Origin of the sequence: Gordonia sp. ABKF26 (assembly GCF_041103195.1) — a bacterium.
Lineage (GTDB): Bacteria > Actinomycetota > Actinomycetes > Mycobacteriales > Mycobacteriaceae > Gordonia > Gordonia terrae.
In genome coordinates, this window is sequence record NZ_JBGCVZ010000003.1 from 683,620 (window position 1) to 697,397 (window position 13,778).

13 protein-coding genes are annotated in these 13,778 nt (G+C 68.0%); 8 read left to right on the forward strand and 5 right to left on the reverse strand.

Annotated features, from left to right (window positions below; genetic code table 11):
* The first annotated feature begins 4 nt into the window (after nt 1-4).
* Nucleotides 5-772 carry a ThuA domain-containing protein gene (locus AB4Z55_RS03675; protein WP_369519160.1) on the forward strand — a complete coding sequence of 256 codons (768 nt, stop codon included), beginning with the start codon at nt 5-7 and terminating at the stop codon, nt 770-772.
* Between the two features lie 85 nt (nt 773-857).
* Here the strand turns inward: AB4Z55_RS03675 and AB4Z55_RS03680 are convergent, their stop codons facing one another.
* On the reverse strand, nt 858-1,634 hold the full coding sequence (locus AB4Z55_RS03680) for an SDR family NAD(P)-dependent oxidoreductase (RefSeq protein WP_004022800.1): 777 nt from the start codon (nt 1,632-1,634) through the stop codon (nt 858-860).
* 159 nt (nt 1,635-1,793) lie between these two features.
* Here AB4Z55_RS03680 and AB4Z55_RS03685 point away from each other — a divergent pair, with 159 nt between their 5' ends.
* Together AB4Z55_RS03685 and AB4Z55_RS03690 are read left to right on the forward strand one after the other, a co-directional pair.
* A complete protein-coding gene (locus tag AB4Z55_RS03685; protein ID WP_369519161.1) occupies nt 1,794-3,518 on the forward strand; it encodes a PEP-utilizing enzyme in 1,725 nt (574 codons plus the stop codon).
* Complete coding sequence (locus AB4Z55_RS03690; RefSeq protein WP_369519162.1) at nt 3,515-4,528, forward strand: zinc-binding dehydrogenase; 1,014 nt, start codon at nt 3,515-3,517, stop codon at nt 4,526-4,528. The genes AB4Z55_RS03685 and AB4Z55_RS03690 overlap by 4 nt, the downstream gene beginning before the upstream one ends.
* Nucleotides 4,529-4,606: 78 nt before the next feature.
* Here AB4Z55_RS03690 and AB4Z55_RS03695 read toward each other — a convergent pair whose 3' ends face one another.
* The 4 genes from AB4Z55_RS03695 to AB4Z55_RS03710 form a co-directional block, all read right to left on the reverse strand.
* Entirely contained in the window at nt 4,607-5,404 is a 798-nt protein-coding gene (locus AB4Z55_RS03695) for a maleylpyruvate isomerase family mycothiol-dependent enzyme (protein WP_369519163.1), read from the reverse strand.
* 86 nt (nt 5,405-5,490) lie between these two features.
* On the reverse strand, nt 5,491-6,192 hold the full coding sequence (locus tag AB4Z55_RS03700; RefSeq protein ID WP_369519164.1) for a histidine phosphatase family protein: 702 nt from the start codon (nt 6,190-6,192) through the stop codon (nt 5,491-5,493).
* Entirely contained in the window at nt 6,189-6,839 is a 651-nt protein-coding gene (locus tag AB4Z55_RS03705; protein ID WP_369519165.1) for a histidine phosphatase family protein, read from the reverse strand. The genes AB4Z55_RS03700 and AB4Z55_RS03705 overlap by 4 nt, the downstream gene beginning before the upstream one ends.
* Nucleotides 6,840-6,861: 22 nt before the next feature.
* Complete coding sequence (locus AB4Z55_RS03710) at nt 6,862-8,421, reverse strand: AMP-binding protein (protein ID WP_369519166.1); 1,560 nt, start codon at nt 8,419-8,421, stop codon at nt 6,862-6,864.
* A gap of 227 nt (nt 8,422-8,648) precedes the next feature.
* On the opposite strand from AB4Z55_RS03710, the gene AB4Z55_RS03715 reads away from it, so the two are divergent.
* From AB4Z55_RS03715 to AB4Z55_RS03735, 5 genes are read left to right on the forward strand one after another with little or no spacing between them, the layout of a single operon-like run.
* Nucleotides 8,649-9,686: a thiamine pyrophosphate-dependent dehydrogenase E1 component subunit alpha gene (locus AB4Z55_RS03715; protein ID WP_101819925.1), complete on the forward strand. Its 1,038-nt coding sequence runs from the start codon at nt 8,649-8,651 to the stop codon at nt 9,684-9,686.
* 18 nt (nt 9,687-9,704) lie between these two features.
* Entirely contained in the window at nt 9,705-10,745 is a 1,041-nt protein-coding gene (locus AB4Z55_RS03720; protein ID WP_101819926.1) for an alpha-ketoacid dehydrogenase subunit beta, read from the forward strand.
* Nucleotides 10,746-10,747: 2 nt separating this feature from the next.
* Complete coding sequence (locus AB4Z55_RS03725; RefSeq protein WP_369519167.1) at nt 10,748-12,223, forward strand: 2-oxo acid dehydrogenase subunit E2; 1,476 nt, start codon at nt 10,748-10,750, stop codon at nt 12,221-12,223.
* Complete coding sequence (locus tag AB4Z55_RS03730; RefSeq protein WP_004022790.1) at nt 12,220-12,609, forward strand: Zn-ribbon domain-containing OB-fold protein; 390 nt, start codon at nt 12,220-12,222, stop codon at nt 12,607-12,609. Before AB4Z55_RS03725 ends, AB4Z55_RS03730 begins: the two co-directional genes overlap by 4 nt.
* A complete protein-coding gene (locus AB4Z55_RS03735; RefSeq protein ID WP_369519168.1) occupies nt 12,606-13,769 on the forward strand; it encodes a thiolase family protein in 1,164 nt (387 codons plus the stop codon). Before AB4Z55_RS03730 ends, AB4Z55_RS03735 begins: the two co-directional genes overlap by 4 nt.
* Nucleotides 13,770-13,778: the final 9 nt, after the last annotated feature.

The following is a 13,778-nucleotide window of genomic DNA, read 5'->3' on the forward strand; positions in this document are numbered from 1 at the left end:
CACGATGGCCGGACCGGCCGGCCGCCTCGATGCGGTCGTCATCTGCGGCGGGCAGTGGCACGACTTCGATCACGCCCGGTTGCAGATCCTCGGACTGCTCGGCGAGCACGAGACGGTGCGCACCCGGGTGTTCGAGGACTACGGATGTGTATCCGCCCTCGACGCCGCGGACCTGCTGATCACCTACACCTGCAACCGGATTCCCGATGACGCCGCTCAGGATGCGTTGACGCGCTTCCTGGCGCGGGGTGGCCGCTGGCTGGCCCTGCACGCGACCAACTCGGCCATCGAACCCACCCCGCCGGGGTCGGCAAGCCGTTATGTGACCCCGCGATCCATGGGCGTGCTGCCCGCGCTGGTCGGCAGTCAGTTCCTCGGCCATCCGCCGATCGCGCCCTATCGTGTCGAGATCGCCGACCCGGAACACCCGTTGGTGGCGGGCGTCGACGACTTCGACGCGGTCGACGAGCTGTACGTGAGCGAGCTGTTCGAACCGATCGAGGTGCTGGCCCACACCCGCTTTGTCGGTGAGTCAACCGGATTCGACGAGGGACACACCTCGACCGACGAACCCCGCCCGGTGCTCTACCTCAAGCACCACGACCCCGGGACCGTCTGCTACTTCACCCTCGGGCACTGTCGGGGCAGGTTCGATGTGCAGGATCTCGGTATCGACGACCTCGGCCGAGTCGACCGCGGCAGCTGGGACATCCCGCAGTTCCGCACGATCCTGGAGCGCTGCGTGGCCTGGGCGGTACGCGGGACGTTCTGAGGTCGCCCCCGGAGTCTGTTCCCCTGCTCCCTGAGGTGTGCGGAGCGCAAGCTCGCTTCGCTCGCACCTCAGGGAGCAGTGGTGCTCAGTAGGAAGCGGTACCGCCATCGACGCTGAGGATGGCACCGGTGATACCGGCGCCGGCGTCCGACGCGAGAAGCATCGCCATGGCGGACACTTCCTCGACGGTGTTGGGCCGCTTGATGGCGGACTCCTGGGCGAAGAGGTCCACCATCTCCTCGAAGCTCATGCCCATCGCCGCCGCGGTCTGCGGGCCGTTGTTCTTGATGATGTCGGTGATGACGAGCCCCGGGCAGATCGCATTGACCGTGATGCCCTGCGTACCCACCTCGCGCGCAATCGATTTGGTCATGCCGTTGATCGCGTGCTTCGCGGCGACGTAGGCGGTGAACACCGGCTTGCCCTGCTTGCCCTCGACCGAGGAGATGTTGATGATGCGGCCGTAGGACTGGGGGATCATGTGTTGGAGCGCGCGGCGGGTGGCCCAGAAATTGGAGTTCAGGTTCCAGTTCAGTACGAGGTTCCACTCCTCGTCGGAGAGTTGCGCCGTGGGCTGCAGGTCGTTTGCGCCACCGGCGTTGTTCACCAGAACGTCGATGCGTCCGAAGGTGCTCACGGTCTGCTCGATGAAGTCCTCGACATCGGCCTGCAGGGTGACGTCGCCGGCGAAGAACGCGGCACGATCGCCTGCACCGAGATCGGCCAGAGCTTTATCCCCCTTCTCCTTCGACCGGCCGTTCAGGGCGACCTTCGCGCCCTCCGCGAGTGCTGCCTCGGCGATCCCACGGCCGATTCCCTGGGTTCCGCCGGTGACGGCAACAACTTTGTCCTGCAACTTCATCGAACGTCTCCTTGCTTCCTGTACGAGAGACCGAGACGACTTACTTGCCAACGCCTACAGTCTTGCAGGTAGAGTGTCACACATCACAGCCCACGTGTATACCCTGTCAAGAAACTATGGCCGCTCATCCCATGCGGTCCCAGCAGAGACGAGAACGACATGTCCGAACAGCGCTGGTTGGTCGACACCGAACCGAGTGCCCGTCTACCCATCTACACGCGGCTCAATGCCAGCGATGTGCTGTCCGATCCCATCACGCCGCTGGGCGCCGACCTCGGGTGGATTCAGAACATTCTGCCCGGATGGAACGCCGGTTACGCCTTCCACGGGAGCTACTCGCTCGTGGAGAAGCCGGATGTGGCCGCCTCGTCGGGGATCTTCTACGGGCATCTGTACATCAACCTGTCGATGTCGCGGCTCGTGGGAATCCGCGGCGGCCTGTCGGTCGAGCTCGTGGATCAGCTGTTCTACGGTGGCGATCCGGACATCCCCGCGTACGTCGGGCACCCCGATGACGAAAACGCCGACGCCAGTGCGCGCCTGGCCGCGCGCAACGCCTGGATTCTGTCCACCGAGACCTTCCCGGAACTCGACGAGGACCGCGTGCTCGCCGATCGGCTGCGCACCGAGCGCCCCGACCTGTCGAGCCTGACCCCGGTCGCGCTCGTCGCCCGCGCGCGGTCGGTCATGCCCCTCGAGCGGGCCGCATGGCGGGGTGAGGTGGCCGCGACGAACGGGGCGGCGGTCGGCCCGTCGGTGCTCGGCCAGCTTCTCGGAGCCGACAACCAGGACCTCATCGTCACGCTGGTGGGCTCGGCGGGCGACGTCGACTCGGCGCTGCCGTCGTTCGCGCTCTGGGAGTTGGGCCGGATGGTGCGCGCCGACGAGCGCCTGACCGAGGCATTCGACCAGGGAATCGACGGCGTCGCGGCGCGGGTGCGCGGGCTCGATCCCAAGTTCGACGCCTCCTTCGCCGACTTCATCGCCGAGTTCGGCTACCGGGGCCCCAACGAATGGGACCTCGGTTCGACATCGTGGGAGACGAAACCCGAACTGGTGCTCGGACTCATCGACCGCCTGCGCTTGCAGGAGGATTCGGCGTCACCCACCGCGCGTCTCGCCGAGCACGCGGGGGACACCGACTCGGCCCTGGAACGGGCGCGTGCGATCGTCGGCGACGACGCGGAGGGGCAGGCGACCCTCGACGCAGCGCTCGCCTCGGCACGACGCTTCGCGGCCTGGCGCGAACGTGCGAAGACGAACTGCATCAAGGTGTTGCACGAGGCGCGTGTGCCGCTGGCCGAGCTCGGGAGACGGCTGCACGAGCAGGGTCATCTCGCCGCTGCCGATCACGTCTTCATGGCCGTCGACGACGAGCTGGACCTCCTGGCCAGCGAACCGGCCGCACTGACCGAGACCCTTGCCGAACGGCATCGGGCGTGGAAGGGCCTGTTCGGTCTGGACCTGCCGACCTTCCTCGACACCCGTGAGCCGCTTCCCCCGCTCTCGAGTCTGCGCCGCAAGGACCAGGTCGAGGTGGATGAGGTGACCGAGGGTGAGGTCCTGCACGGGTCCGGGGCATCCCCGGGCGTGGTCCGCGGACGCACCCGGACCATCACATCGATGGACCACCTCGACAGCTTCGAGGTGGACGAGGTCCTGGTGGCGCCGCAGACCGATCCGTCCTGGACGCCGTTGTTCATGGTGTCCTCGGCCGCCATCACCGACGTCGGAGCGATGGGTTCGCACGCGATGATCGTCAGCCGCGAGCTCGGGATACCCTGTGCTGCCGGTGTTCCCGCTGCCACCCGGAGAATCCCCGACGGCACGCTGGTCGAGGTCGACGGCTCCAAGGGCACGGTCACCATCCTGGAGCTGTCATGACGAGCGGGGTCGAGACGACCACACGTGCGGTGTTCCTGAAGCAGCGACCCGCCGACGGGGTTCCGCGCACGGAGAACTTCGAGGTCCGGGAGGCCGAGCTGGGGCCCGTCCGCGACGACCAGATCGTCGTGGAGAACCGCTACATGAGCGTCGACCCCTCGATGCGCGGGCGCCTGGGCACCTCGGAGATGCACTACACCACGAGCTTTCAGGAGGATGCGCCGCTCGACGGCTCGGCGATCGGCATCGTCGTCCGCGGCAACTCACGCATCCCCGACGGTGCGTGTGTGCGGCACCGGCTCGGCTGGCGCGAACTGGCCGTCGTCGATGCCGACGCGGCCACTGTCATCGATCCGCGCGGCGTCGATCTGCACCACTGGCTCGGCGTGCTCGGACAGCCCGGGTTCACGGCCTACTGCGGACTGCGGCGTGCCGGTGGTCTGCGTCCGGGGGACGACGTGTTCGTCTCGGCCGCTGCGGGCGCGGTCGGAAGTGCGGCCGGACAGTTCGCGAAACTTCTCGGCGCCGGGCGCGTCATCGGTAGCGCGGGTGGACCGGCGAAGGTGGCGCTGCTGACCGAGCGTCTGGGCTTCGACTCGGCGATCGATTACCGCGCCGAATCGGTGGCCGACGGGTTGCGCCGGGTGTCCGACGGGATCGACCTCTACTTCGACAATGTCGGCGGGGAGCACCTCGTCGCCGCGCTGCACGATCTACGCCTCAACGGACGTGTCGCGATGTGCGGGATGATCTCCGCCGGCGGTGGGAACGGACCGTCGGTGGACCACCTCATGCAGGCCATCCTGAAGCGGATCACATTGACCGGCTTCATCGTTCGTGATCACGAGGACCTACGTCCCGAGTTCGAGGAACGTGTGCTCGGGTGGCTGTCCGCCGGTGAGATCGTCGCCGAGTCCACCATCCACACCGGCATCGACCACGCGGTAGAGGCGTTCCTGTCGATGCTCGAGGGTGGCAACGTCGGGAAGATGCTGGTCGCACTGAACTGACCTCGATCATCAGCAGAGCCCGGAGCGCTTGTCGCGTTCCGGTCTCTGCTGTCGATCGCGGGTGGCGCGGCCGAACGCTCAGACGATGTCCATCGTGTCGAGAACTGTTGCCGCATAGGCCTCGTCGCCGTGGATCGACACGTGTTGCCGCCACGGTGACCGGGTCGTGCCCCACAGGACGAAATCGGCTGCCGAGGAATCGATCACGGTGTCGCTCCGGTCGAGTCCGGTCTCCACGGTCAGCAGTCGTTCACCCGGCCGAAGGGTCCACTCGCCGCCACCCGGGCCGGTCAGCCGCACCCCGAGTGCGCGACCACCCAGTGCTGCGTTGACGTCGGGACACATCTGCGGCAACCCGGCGAGCATCCATCCGATCGCCGCACCCAGGACCGCGTCGTCCGGGTCGCCGACCGGGCGCGACACCGGACCGCCGGGTGCGAGCAGGTCGACGTACATGTGACACCACATGTCGAAGGCGAAGGCATCCGAGAGTTGGTGACTGTCATAGGTTCCGAGGTCGGTGAGGGTCATCGGGGCGGAACCGATCTCCGGCGCCTGCATCGCCGAGAGCACCTCCATGGCCGGTCCGACCGTGCTGAGGAACTCGTCGGCGACCCGGGTGGGGGCCCAGTCGCGGCGCTCGTCGACGAGACGCTCCTGCAGTTCCTCGGCGGTCGTCGGAGCCGGGACGTCAGGGTCGGGTTCGGGCGGGTTCACGATGGCTGCGAAGTTCGAGCCGGTGTGTGCCACAAGGTCTTTGACGGACCATCCGGCGCACCGGCTCGGGGCCGACCACTCGGGACCGGAGAGGCTGCGGACGATGGTCGAGTATTCATCGGCGAGTGTACGACTCGCCACGACGCCGGAATGGCTCATGGGATCTCCTCGAAACGAGCGAGTGCGTGTGTCACACATCACTGTTGAGAAGAACCCTAACAGGTATCGAAGTAAAGAAAGCAGTTTCAGCCGAGGTGTGCTGTCTCGTTCACCGACTGGATGACCATGCGGCCCGAACCGAGGACCGCGACCCGGCTCACCGATGTGTAGGCGGGATTGAAGAAGAACGGCGACGGTGCCTGCAGGATGTCGGTGAGGAGTGTGTTGATCGCCCCACCGTGGGAGACCAGCACCGACAGCTCGCCGGGAGCCGAGCGCGCCGCGTCGAGGACCGCATCCCGCATCCGGGCCGCGGTGGCGTTCCGGTCGTAGTCGGGGATGAAGTCGTCGTAGCGGCCCTCGGCGAAGGCCCGCCCCCGGTCGGTGGCGGCGATGGCCTCCGGAGTGGCGTAGACCGCGCGGTCGCTCTCCCACTCGCGGAGGCGTTCGTCGACCGTGACCTCGAGACCGAGCGGCTGGGCCGCGTGACGTGCCGTCTCATAGGCGCGCGTGTACGAGCTCGCCACCACCTGCACGACCGGGAGGCCTCGCAGCCAGGTGCCGAGTCGGCGGGCCTGGCCGACGCCTTCGTCGCCGAGGCCGGGGTCCGGCCCGGCCGGCCCGCCGGGGAGACCATGCCGGACGAGGATGATCTTGCTCGCGGCGGCAATGGTGTCTGGGGCGATCGTGTCTGGGACGTCCGTGCGAGGGGCGTTCGTGCGAAGGGCATCCGGGGCAGGAGCGGCATCGACGGGGGTCGGGGGAACGGATGTCGACGTCGTGGTCATCGCGCGGGCTCGGCGTCGAAGGCGGCATCGGTGTGGTGGTCCGGCTCGGCCGCGAACGGCACGCCGCGCAGGTGAGCCGTGTCGTTGACGGAATCGACCACGACGACCCCGGAGTCGAGACGTCGCACGCGGGCGACGCTTGTGTAGGCCGGGTTGTGCCAGAACGTCTTCGGCATCTCGAGGACGTCGGCGAGGGCCGCGTTGATGATCCCGCCGTGTGCGACGGCGACGATCCGTCCGCTGGGCCGGAGAGCGAACAGTTGCTCGAGCGCCGACCGTGCTCGCCGGCGGAATCCGCCGAGGTCGAGGGAAGGGACGTACTCCTCGTACCGCCCGGAGCTGACGGCGAGCAGCCGCGGATCGTCGGCCGCCATGTCCTCGATCGCGGTGTAATCCTCCGCGGTGATGTCGTCGTCCCATTCGCGGAGGTCGTCGAGCACGAGGTCCACGTCGCTGGACAGCTCGGCGGCGACGACCTGCGCGGTCTGCAATGCGCGGGCGTACGGGCTCGCGACGACGAGGTCGATCTGTTCGCCGCGCAGCCAGGTGGCCAACCGCCGGGCGTCGTCGATACCCGCAGGCGCGAGATCGGGATTGCGTATGCCGGAGACCGGTTGTCCGTGCCGGACGAACAGGATCTCGATCATGGGTGTGCCTTTCGGTGGATGGTCAACCGGCGATGGTGCGCTCGGAGTCCCAATACGGTCGGCGCAGGGCCTTCTTGTCGAGCTTGCCCATCGCGTTGCGGGTCAATTCCGCCACGACGACATAGTGTTTCGGGCACTTGTAGGACGCCATGGACCCTCTGGCGAAGGCGCGCAACGACTCGGTGTCGACGCTCGCGCCGGTCTCGGGGACGACCAGGGCCAGCAGTGCCTCGCCGAGGTCGGTGTCGGGTACGCCGATGACCGCGACCTCGGCGACGTCGGGATGCCTGCGCAGCACTTGCTCGCTCTCGGCCGGGTAGAGGTTCACTCCGCCGGAGACCACCATGTCGGCCACCCGGTCGGTGATGAACACGAACCCGTCTTCGTCGACATGCCCCACGTCGCCGAGGGTGGCGACGCCGGGAAGGATGTAGGCCTTGGCGGTCTTCTCCGGATCGCCGTGATAGACCACCTCGCGACCCGGGGGAGTGCGGAATCCCAGGATGCCGGTGTCGCCGGGACCGAGAACGTCTCCGTCCGATCCGACCACCACCACCTCGAACGGCTCGACGACGCGGCCGACGGAACTCGGGTGGGCGAGCCATTCGTTCGAGTCGATCTTGCACACGGTGCCGATCTCGCTCCCGCCGTAGGACTCGATCAGAACCGGTCCGAACCAGTCGATCATCGCCCGCTTCACATCCGCCGGGCAGGCGGATCCCGTGTGGGCGACGTAGCGCAGGCCGGAGACGTCGTAGCGGTCTCGGGTCTGCGGCGGCAGCGCGAGCAGTCGCTGAAAGTGGGTCGGCACCATCAGCGTCGACGTGACCGAGTGGGCGTCGATGAGGTGGAGGACCCGCTCGGCGTCGAAGCGGCCGAGGATGACGACGGGCTCACCGGAGAGGAGGTGCCGTATGGAGGTGAGGGGGCCGTTGTGCTGCAACGGCCCGACGACCAGGTGAGCACCGGTCGGGTAGCCGGACCGTGCCGCCACGGCCGCCTGGAATCCGGCGGCGTCCTTTGCGTGGCCGGGGAGCCAGCGAACCTCGGTGCCCCGGGCGCGCCCGGTGGTGCCGGAGGTATAGACGAGCGGCGGTCGCGCCGGCCGGTCGGCGAGGTCGTTCGGCGGGCTCGGCTCACCCATGAGCAGGCCGTCCCACGTCAGATGCTCCACTCGGCCGTCGAGCCAGGGTGTTCCTACGTGATTGTGGGTGATGACCGTCCGCAACGACGCCGTACCGGCCGCCTCACCTGCGGCGGCCAGGCCCGCCGGGCCTGTCACGACCGCGACGCATCCCGCGTCGACGAACTGGTCGGCCATCTCACCCGCGGTCAACTGGCGGGACACGGCCACGGTCCCGATCCCCGCTCCGATCGCCGCAACATGGGCGAGCAGCGTCTCCGCCCTGTTCTCACCGATCACGGCCACTCGATCGTCGGGACCCGGCGCGAGACGGCGCAGCGCAGACGCAAGGGTCGCGAGGGTCTCGGCGACGTGATGCCAAGTGAGGGAGACGGAATCGTCGACGAGCGCGAGGCTCTGGGGATCGGCCTTCGCTCGATCGCGAATCCGGTCGAGCATCGGTCACCACTCCTTCGCACGGGTTGTCTGCGCACCCATCGTCGGGTTAACTGGAGAGCAAGTCAAGTAACAGTCCGAACTGATCGACTTTCGTCGACTAACTTGATAGTGATTCTACTAACAATCGTCTACAGTGGTGACACATACTGCAGAAGCGATCAACAAACTCTGCGGTTTCGGCGGGGTTCACATCGCCGCCACCTGCACAGTCATCCCAGAGAGGTGTCATGGTGACCACCACAGAGACCGGCGCCGAGCCGGTTGCTCCTGCCGGACAGGCGACCAAGACCGCGGAGCCGTTGCCGAACCGTGAGGTCGTGCTCGACCTGCACCGCCGGATGGTGCGCATCCGCCAGTTCGAGACCGAGGCGGGCCGATTGATGGAGGGCGGCCGGCTTCCCGGTTTCCTGCACCTCTACGTCGGACAGGAAGCGGTCGCGGCCGGCGCGATGAGCAACCTGCGCGACGACGACCAGATCTCCTCGACACACCGCGGCCACGGCCACGCCGTCGCGAAGGGTGCCCAGTTCCGGCAGATGTTCGCCGAGCTGTTCGGCCGCGTCGACGGTTACTGCAAGGGACGCGGCGGTTCGATGCACATCAACGACCTGTCGATCGGCATGCTCGGCGCCAACGGGATCGTCGGCGGTGGCATCCCGATCGCCGTGGGTGCGGCCTTCGCGGCGAAGTACCGCGGCGAGGACTCGGTGGCCATCCCGTTCTTCGGTGACGGTGCGAGCAACATCGGCGCCTTCCACGAGGCGGCCAACATGGCCGGCATCCTCGAACTCCCCGTCGTGTTCGTGTGCGAGAACAACGGTTACGCCGAGTTCACTGCCCTGCGCGATCACATGAAGCTCGAGAACGTCGCCGATCGCGCCGTCGCCTACGGGATGCCCAGTGAGATCTGCGACGGTATGGACGCGATCGAGGTGCGCGCCGCGGTCGGGCGGGCCGTCGAACGCGCCCGCGCCGGCGGGGGACCCTCCCTGGTCGAGGCGAAGACCTACCGCTACTACGACCACCAGGGCGTCAAGGGCCTCCGCAAGACCTACCGGACCCAGGAAGAGGTCGAAGCCTGGAAGGAGCGCGACGCGATCAAGCTGCTCGAGGCCCGGGCCGTCGCCGAAGGTGTGGTGACCGAGGCCGAGTTCGCCCAGATCTGGGCCGAGGTCGACGCCGACATCGCCGAATCCGTCGCCTTCGCCGAGAACAGCCCGTACCCCGACACCGCCGACATCGCGCTCAACGTCTACAGCGTCTGACCCGGAGAAGCCGAGAACATGTCCACTGCAACAGAAACCATCGCAACAGAATCCGGCGCAGACAACGCGGCTCCGGCAGCGCGGTCGACCACCTACGTGAAGGCCTTCAACGAGGGTGTCGCGCAGGTGATGCGCGAAGACGAGAACGTCTTCGTGATCGGCGAGGACGTGGCCGCATACGGCGGCGTCTTCCACATGTACGACGGTCTGCTCGCCGAGTTCGGCAAGCGCCGCATGGTCGACACACCCATCGCCGAGATGGGTCTGATCGGTCTCGGTGTCGGTGCGGCGGCTCGTGGCCTGCGCCCGATCGTCGACATCATGTTCATGGACTTCCTCGCCGTCGCCCTCGACCAGGTCGTGAACCAGGCCGCGAAGATGAAGTTCATGTACGGCGGCGAGGTCAAGGTGCCCATGGTCATCGCCGTCGCCTACGGCGCCGGGGTGAGCGCGGGGGCGCAGCACTCGCAGAGCCTGGAGTCCTGGTTGGCCCACACGCCGGGACTCAAGGTCGTCATGCCGTCGAATGCACGGGATGCCAAGGGCCTCATCGTCTCCGCGGTGCGCGACGACAACCCCGTCGTCTTCATGCTGAACAAGGTGCTGCTCGGCTCGCGCGGGGAGGTCCCCGAGGAGGTCTACGAGATCCCGATCGGGGAGGCGGCTGTCGCCCGCACCGGTGACGACGTGACGATCGTCGCGTTCGGCCGGATGGTCGCCGAGGCGCTCAAGGCGGCCGACGCGTTGGCCGAGAAGGGGATCACCGCCGAAGTCATCGACCCGCGATCGGTGCAGCCGCTCGACACCGCGACGATCGTCGAATCGGCGCGTAAGACCAACCGCATCCTCGTGGTCCACGAGGCGGTCACGTTCGGCGGCATCGGCGCCGAGGTCGCGGCGCAGATCCAGGAGGAGGCGTTCGATCACCTGGACGCGCCCGTGCTGCGGATCGGTGCTCCGTTCACGCCCGTCCCGTTCAGCACGCCGCTCGAGAAGGCCTACGTGCCGGACGCGGACCGCATCGTCGCCGGTGCCCGGCGACTCCTGGAAAGGAACTGATCGTGGCCTTCCAGATCGTGCTGCCCAAACTGGGGCTCACCATGCAGGAAGGTGTCATCGGGGAGTGGGTCGCCCAACCCGGACAGCGGGTCGCGTTGGGCGACACCCTGTTCCGGGTCGAGACCGACAAGGTCGACGTCGACGTCGAGGCAGAGGCCGAAGGTGTGCTGGCCACGAATGCGGACAACGGTGCGGTGTTGCCGGTCGGGTCCGTGGTCGGTTGGCTCCTCGCCGACGGTGAATCTGCGCCCGACGGTGGATCGACCCCCACCGCACCCGATTCCGAGTCGACGGCCGCAGCCGAGGGCACACCGGAGGCGACACCTGCCGGCACCCCCTCGGAGGCGACCGCGACCGACGGCGCCCGGCTCAAGGCATCCCCGAACGCTCGCCGCGTCGCATCCGAGGCCGGCGTCGACCTGCGCCGTCTCACCGGGACAGGGCCCGGTGGTCGGATCGTGTCCGAGGATGTCGAGGACTTCCTCGCGCGCCCGCAGGCAGAACAGTCCGGTCCGGAGGCTTCCGCGCCCGCGACATCGGCGAACGGGACATCGGACGGCGTGACGTCGGCGGGCGGGGCACCGGGGAGTGCCGCGACATTCGTGGGTCCGGTCGTCCGCAAACTCGCCGCCGAACTCGGGGTGGACCTCGCGACCGTGAGTGGCAGCGGGATCGGTGGCCGGGTCACCCGCGCCGACGTGGAACGCGCCGCCACAGGTCGATCCCGTTCCGCCGCAGACACCTCTGCTGCCGCGCCGGCTTCGGCGTCGGTCGGTCCGCAACCCGGTGATGTGATCCCGCTGCGTGGTATGCGCGGTGCGATCGCCCGGAACATGATGGACAGCCTGCACTCCATGGCGCAGCTCACCCATGGGTACGAAGTCGACGTCACCGACCTCGTCGCGGTGCGCGCCGCGCTCAAGGGGGAGTCGGCCGCCGCCAGTCGTCGAGCGCCGAGTCTCAACGACTTCATCATCAGGGCCGCGGCACTTGCGCTTCGCGAGCACCCGTTGCTCAACGCCGGGATCGTCGACGACCAGATCGTGGTGGCCGAGCGTGTCGACATCGGCGTCGCCGTCGCTGTCGACGGAGGTCTCGTGGTGCCGGTCGTCCGCGACGCCGATCAGCTGTCGGTCGGCGAGATCGCGGGCAACACCGCCGAACTGGCCGCTGCTGCACGCAACGGAAAGCTCGGGCTCGCCGACCTCGAGGGTGCCACCTTCTCGGTCAGCACCCTCGGTGCCTACGGAGTGGACTTCTTCACCCCGGTCATCAACCCGGGCAACGTGGCGATACTGGGCGTGGGCCGGGTGAAGGACGGATTCCGTTGGGACGGAGACACACCGGTGCGCACGCAGGTGCTCACGCTGAGTCTCACCTTCGATCACCGCGCGGTCGACGGTGCTCCCGCGGCGGAGTACCTGCGCACGGTCGGTGAGATCCTCGGCCGTCCACTCACCCTGCTCTCGGGGGCGTGACGGAGGTGTCAGCGGTTGTCGACGACACACTGTTCGCGCAGCTCGATCCGCCGGTACTCGCCGGATCGGACTGCGCGGAGTGTGCGGTTGTCGCGTTCCCGGCTGTGACGCGTTGTCCCGGCTGTGCCGGCACATCGGTGTCGCGGGTCGCGCTACCGCAGCGCGGAACGGTGTGGACATGGACGGAGCAGGCCTTCGCGCCGAAACCCCCGTTCCGCGTTCCCGACTCGGGCTTCCAGCCCTTCGTCGTGGCCTACGTCGATCTGGGCGTCGTCCTGGTGGAGTCGCGCGTGACGTCACCGGTCCGGATCGGCGACGAGGTCGAACTGCGACTGCTCGATCTCGGCGACTGCACCACTTTCGCGTTCGAGAAGGTCGCCGGATGAGCGCCGGTAGAAGGGCTGCAGGCGTCCACATCGTCGGGGTCGGAATGCATGCCTTCGGCCGGCACGGCGACGTCAGCGGCATGGACATGGGCGAGAGCGCGCTGCGTGCGGCCCTCGCCGACGCCGGCCTCGACTGGTCCTCGATCGACGCGGCCGTCGGCGGTAGCAATGTGTCGGGCAAGCCGGACTCGCTGGTCTCGCGACTCGGCCTCACGGGCATTCCCTTCGTCACCGTCAAGAACGGTTGCGCCACGGGCGGTGTCGCGCTGGCGACCGCAGCCGACATGATCACGTCCGGACGCGCAGACGTCGTGGCCGTCGTCGGATTCGACAAGCACGAACGCGGGGCCTTCGGTTCCGACCCGGCCGCGTACGGTCTCGGACCCTGGTATGCCCGGTCTGGGATGATGGTCACCACCCAGTACTTCGCGATGAAGACGCGCAGGTATTTCCACGTCCATGGGCTCGACGAGTCGTTGCTCGGAGCGGCCGCCGAGCGCGCATTCGCCAATGGCGCCGCGCACCCGATGGCGTGGCGTCGTAAACCCCTGACCGAGGCCGAGATCCTGGCGGCGGCGCCGGTGAACAGCCCGCTGACCCAGTACATGTTCTGCTCGCCCGGGGAGGGCGGTGTCGCCCTGATCCTCGCGTCCGGCGACCGCGCCGCGGACATGTGCGACAAGCCCGTCCGGCTCGCGGCCGCGGAGGTGCGGACACGACGCTTCGGTTCATTCGAGGTGTTCTCGCCGTGGCTGACCACCGACCCGGTGCACAGCCCCAGCACCGACGCCGCGGCAGCTGCTTTCGCGACGGCGGGGGTCGGCCCGTCCGACGTCGACGTCGCACAGGTGCAGGACACCGACAGCGGTTCGGAGATCATCCACCTCGCCGAGACCGGGTTGTGTGGGCACGGCGAACAGGCTCAGCTGATCCGCTCTGGCGCAACCGCTGTCGACGGGGCCACACCGATCAACACCGACGGCGGTTGTCTCGCCAACGGCGAGCCGATCGGTGCGTCCGGGCTACGCCAGGTGCACGAGGTGGTCCGCCAGCTGCAGGGTCGTGCCGAGGGCGAACAGGTGCCGGGCGCACCGAAGGTCGGTTTCACACATGTCTATGGCGCGCCGGGACTGTCGGCGTGCACGGTTCTGACTGTCTGAGGAGGTTGC

What these genes read in the sequence shown, in the direction of transcription:
- AB4Z55_RS03685 (WP_369519161.1), top strand. Translation starts at nt 1,794, where the DNA reads ATGTCCGAACAGCGCTGGTTGGTCGACACCGAACCGAGTGCCCGTCTA.
- AB4Z55_RS03705 (WP_369519165.1), bottom strand. Translation starts at nt 6,839, where the DNA reads ATGATCGAGATCCTGTTCGTCCGGCACGGACAACCGGTCTCCGGCATA.
- AB4Z55_RS03675 (WP_369519160.1), top strand. Translation starts at nt 5, where the DNA reads ATGGCCGGACCGGCCGGCCGCCTCGATGCGGTCGTCATCTGCGGCGGG.
- AB4Z55_RS03695 (WP_369519163.1), bottom strand. Translation starts at nt 5,404, where the DNA reads ATGAGCCATTCCGGCGTCGTGGCGAGTCGTACACTCGCCGATGAATAC.
- AB4Z55_RS03680 (WP_004022800.1), bottom strand. Translation starts at nt 1,634, where the DNA reads ATGAAGTTGCAGGACAAAGTTGTTGCCGTCACCGGCGGAACCCAGGGA.
- AB4Z55_RS03715 (WP_101819925.1), top strand. Translation starts at nt 8,649, where the DNA reads ATGGTGACCACCACAGAGACCGGCGCCGAGCCGGTTGCTCCTGCCGGA.
- AB4Z55_RS03710 (WP_369519166.1), bottom strand. Translation starts at nt 8,421, where the DNA reads ATGCTCGACCGGATTCGCGATCGAGCGAAGGCCGATCCCCAGAGCCTC.
- AB4Z55_RS03720 (WP_101819926.1), top strand. Translation starts at nt 9,705, where the DNA reads ATGTCCACTGCAACAGAAACCATCGCAACAGAATCCGGCGCAGACAAC.
- AB4Z55_RS03690 (WP_369519162.1), top strand. Translation starts at nt 3,515, where the DNA reads ATGACGAGCGGGGTCGAGACGACCACACGTGCGGTGTTCCTGAAGCAG.
- AB4Z55_RS03700 (WP_369519164.1), bottom strand. Translation starts at nt 6,192, where the DNA reads ATGACCACGACGTCGACATCCGTTCCCCCGACCCCCGTCGATGCCGCT.
- AB4Z55_RS03735 (WP_369519168.1), top strand. Translation starts at nt 12,606, where the DNA reads ATGAGCGCCGGTAGAAGGGCTGCAGGCGTCCACATCGTCGGGGTCGGA.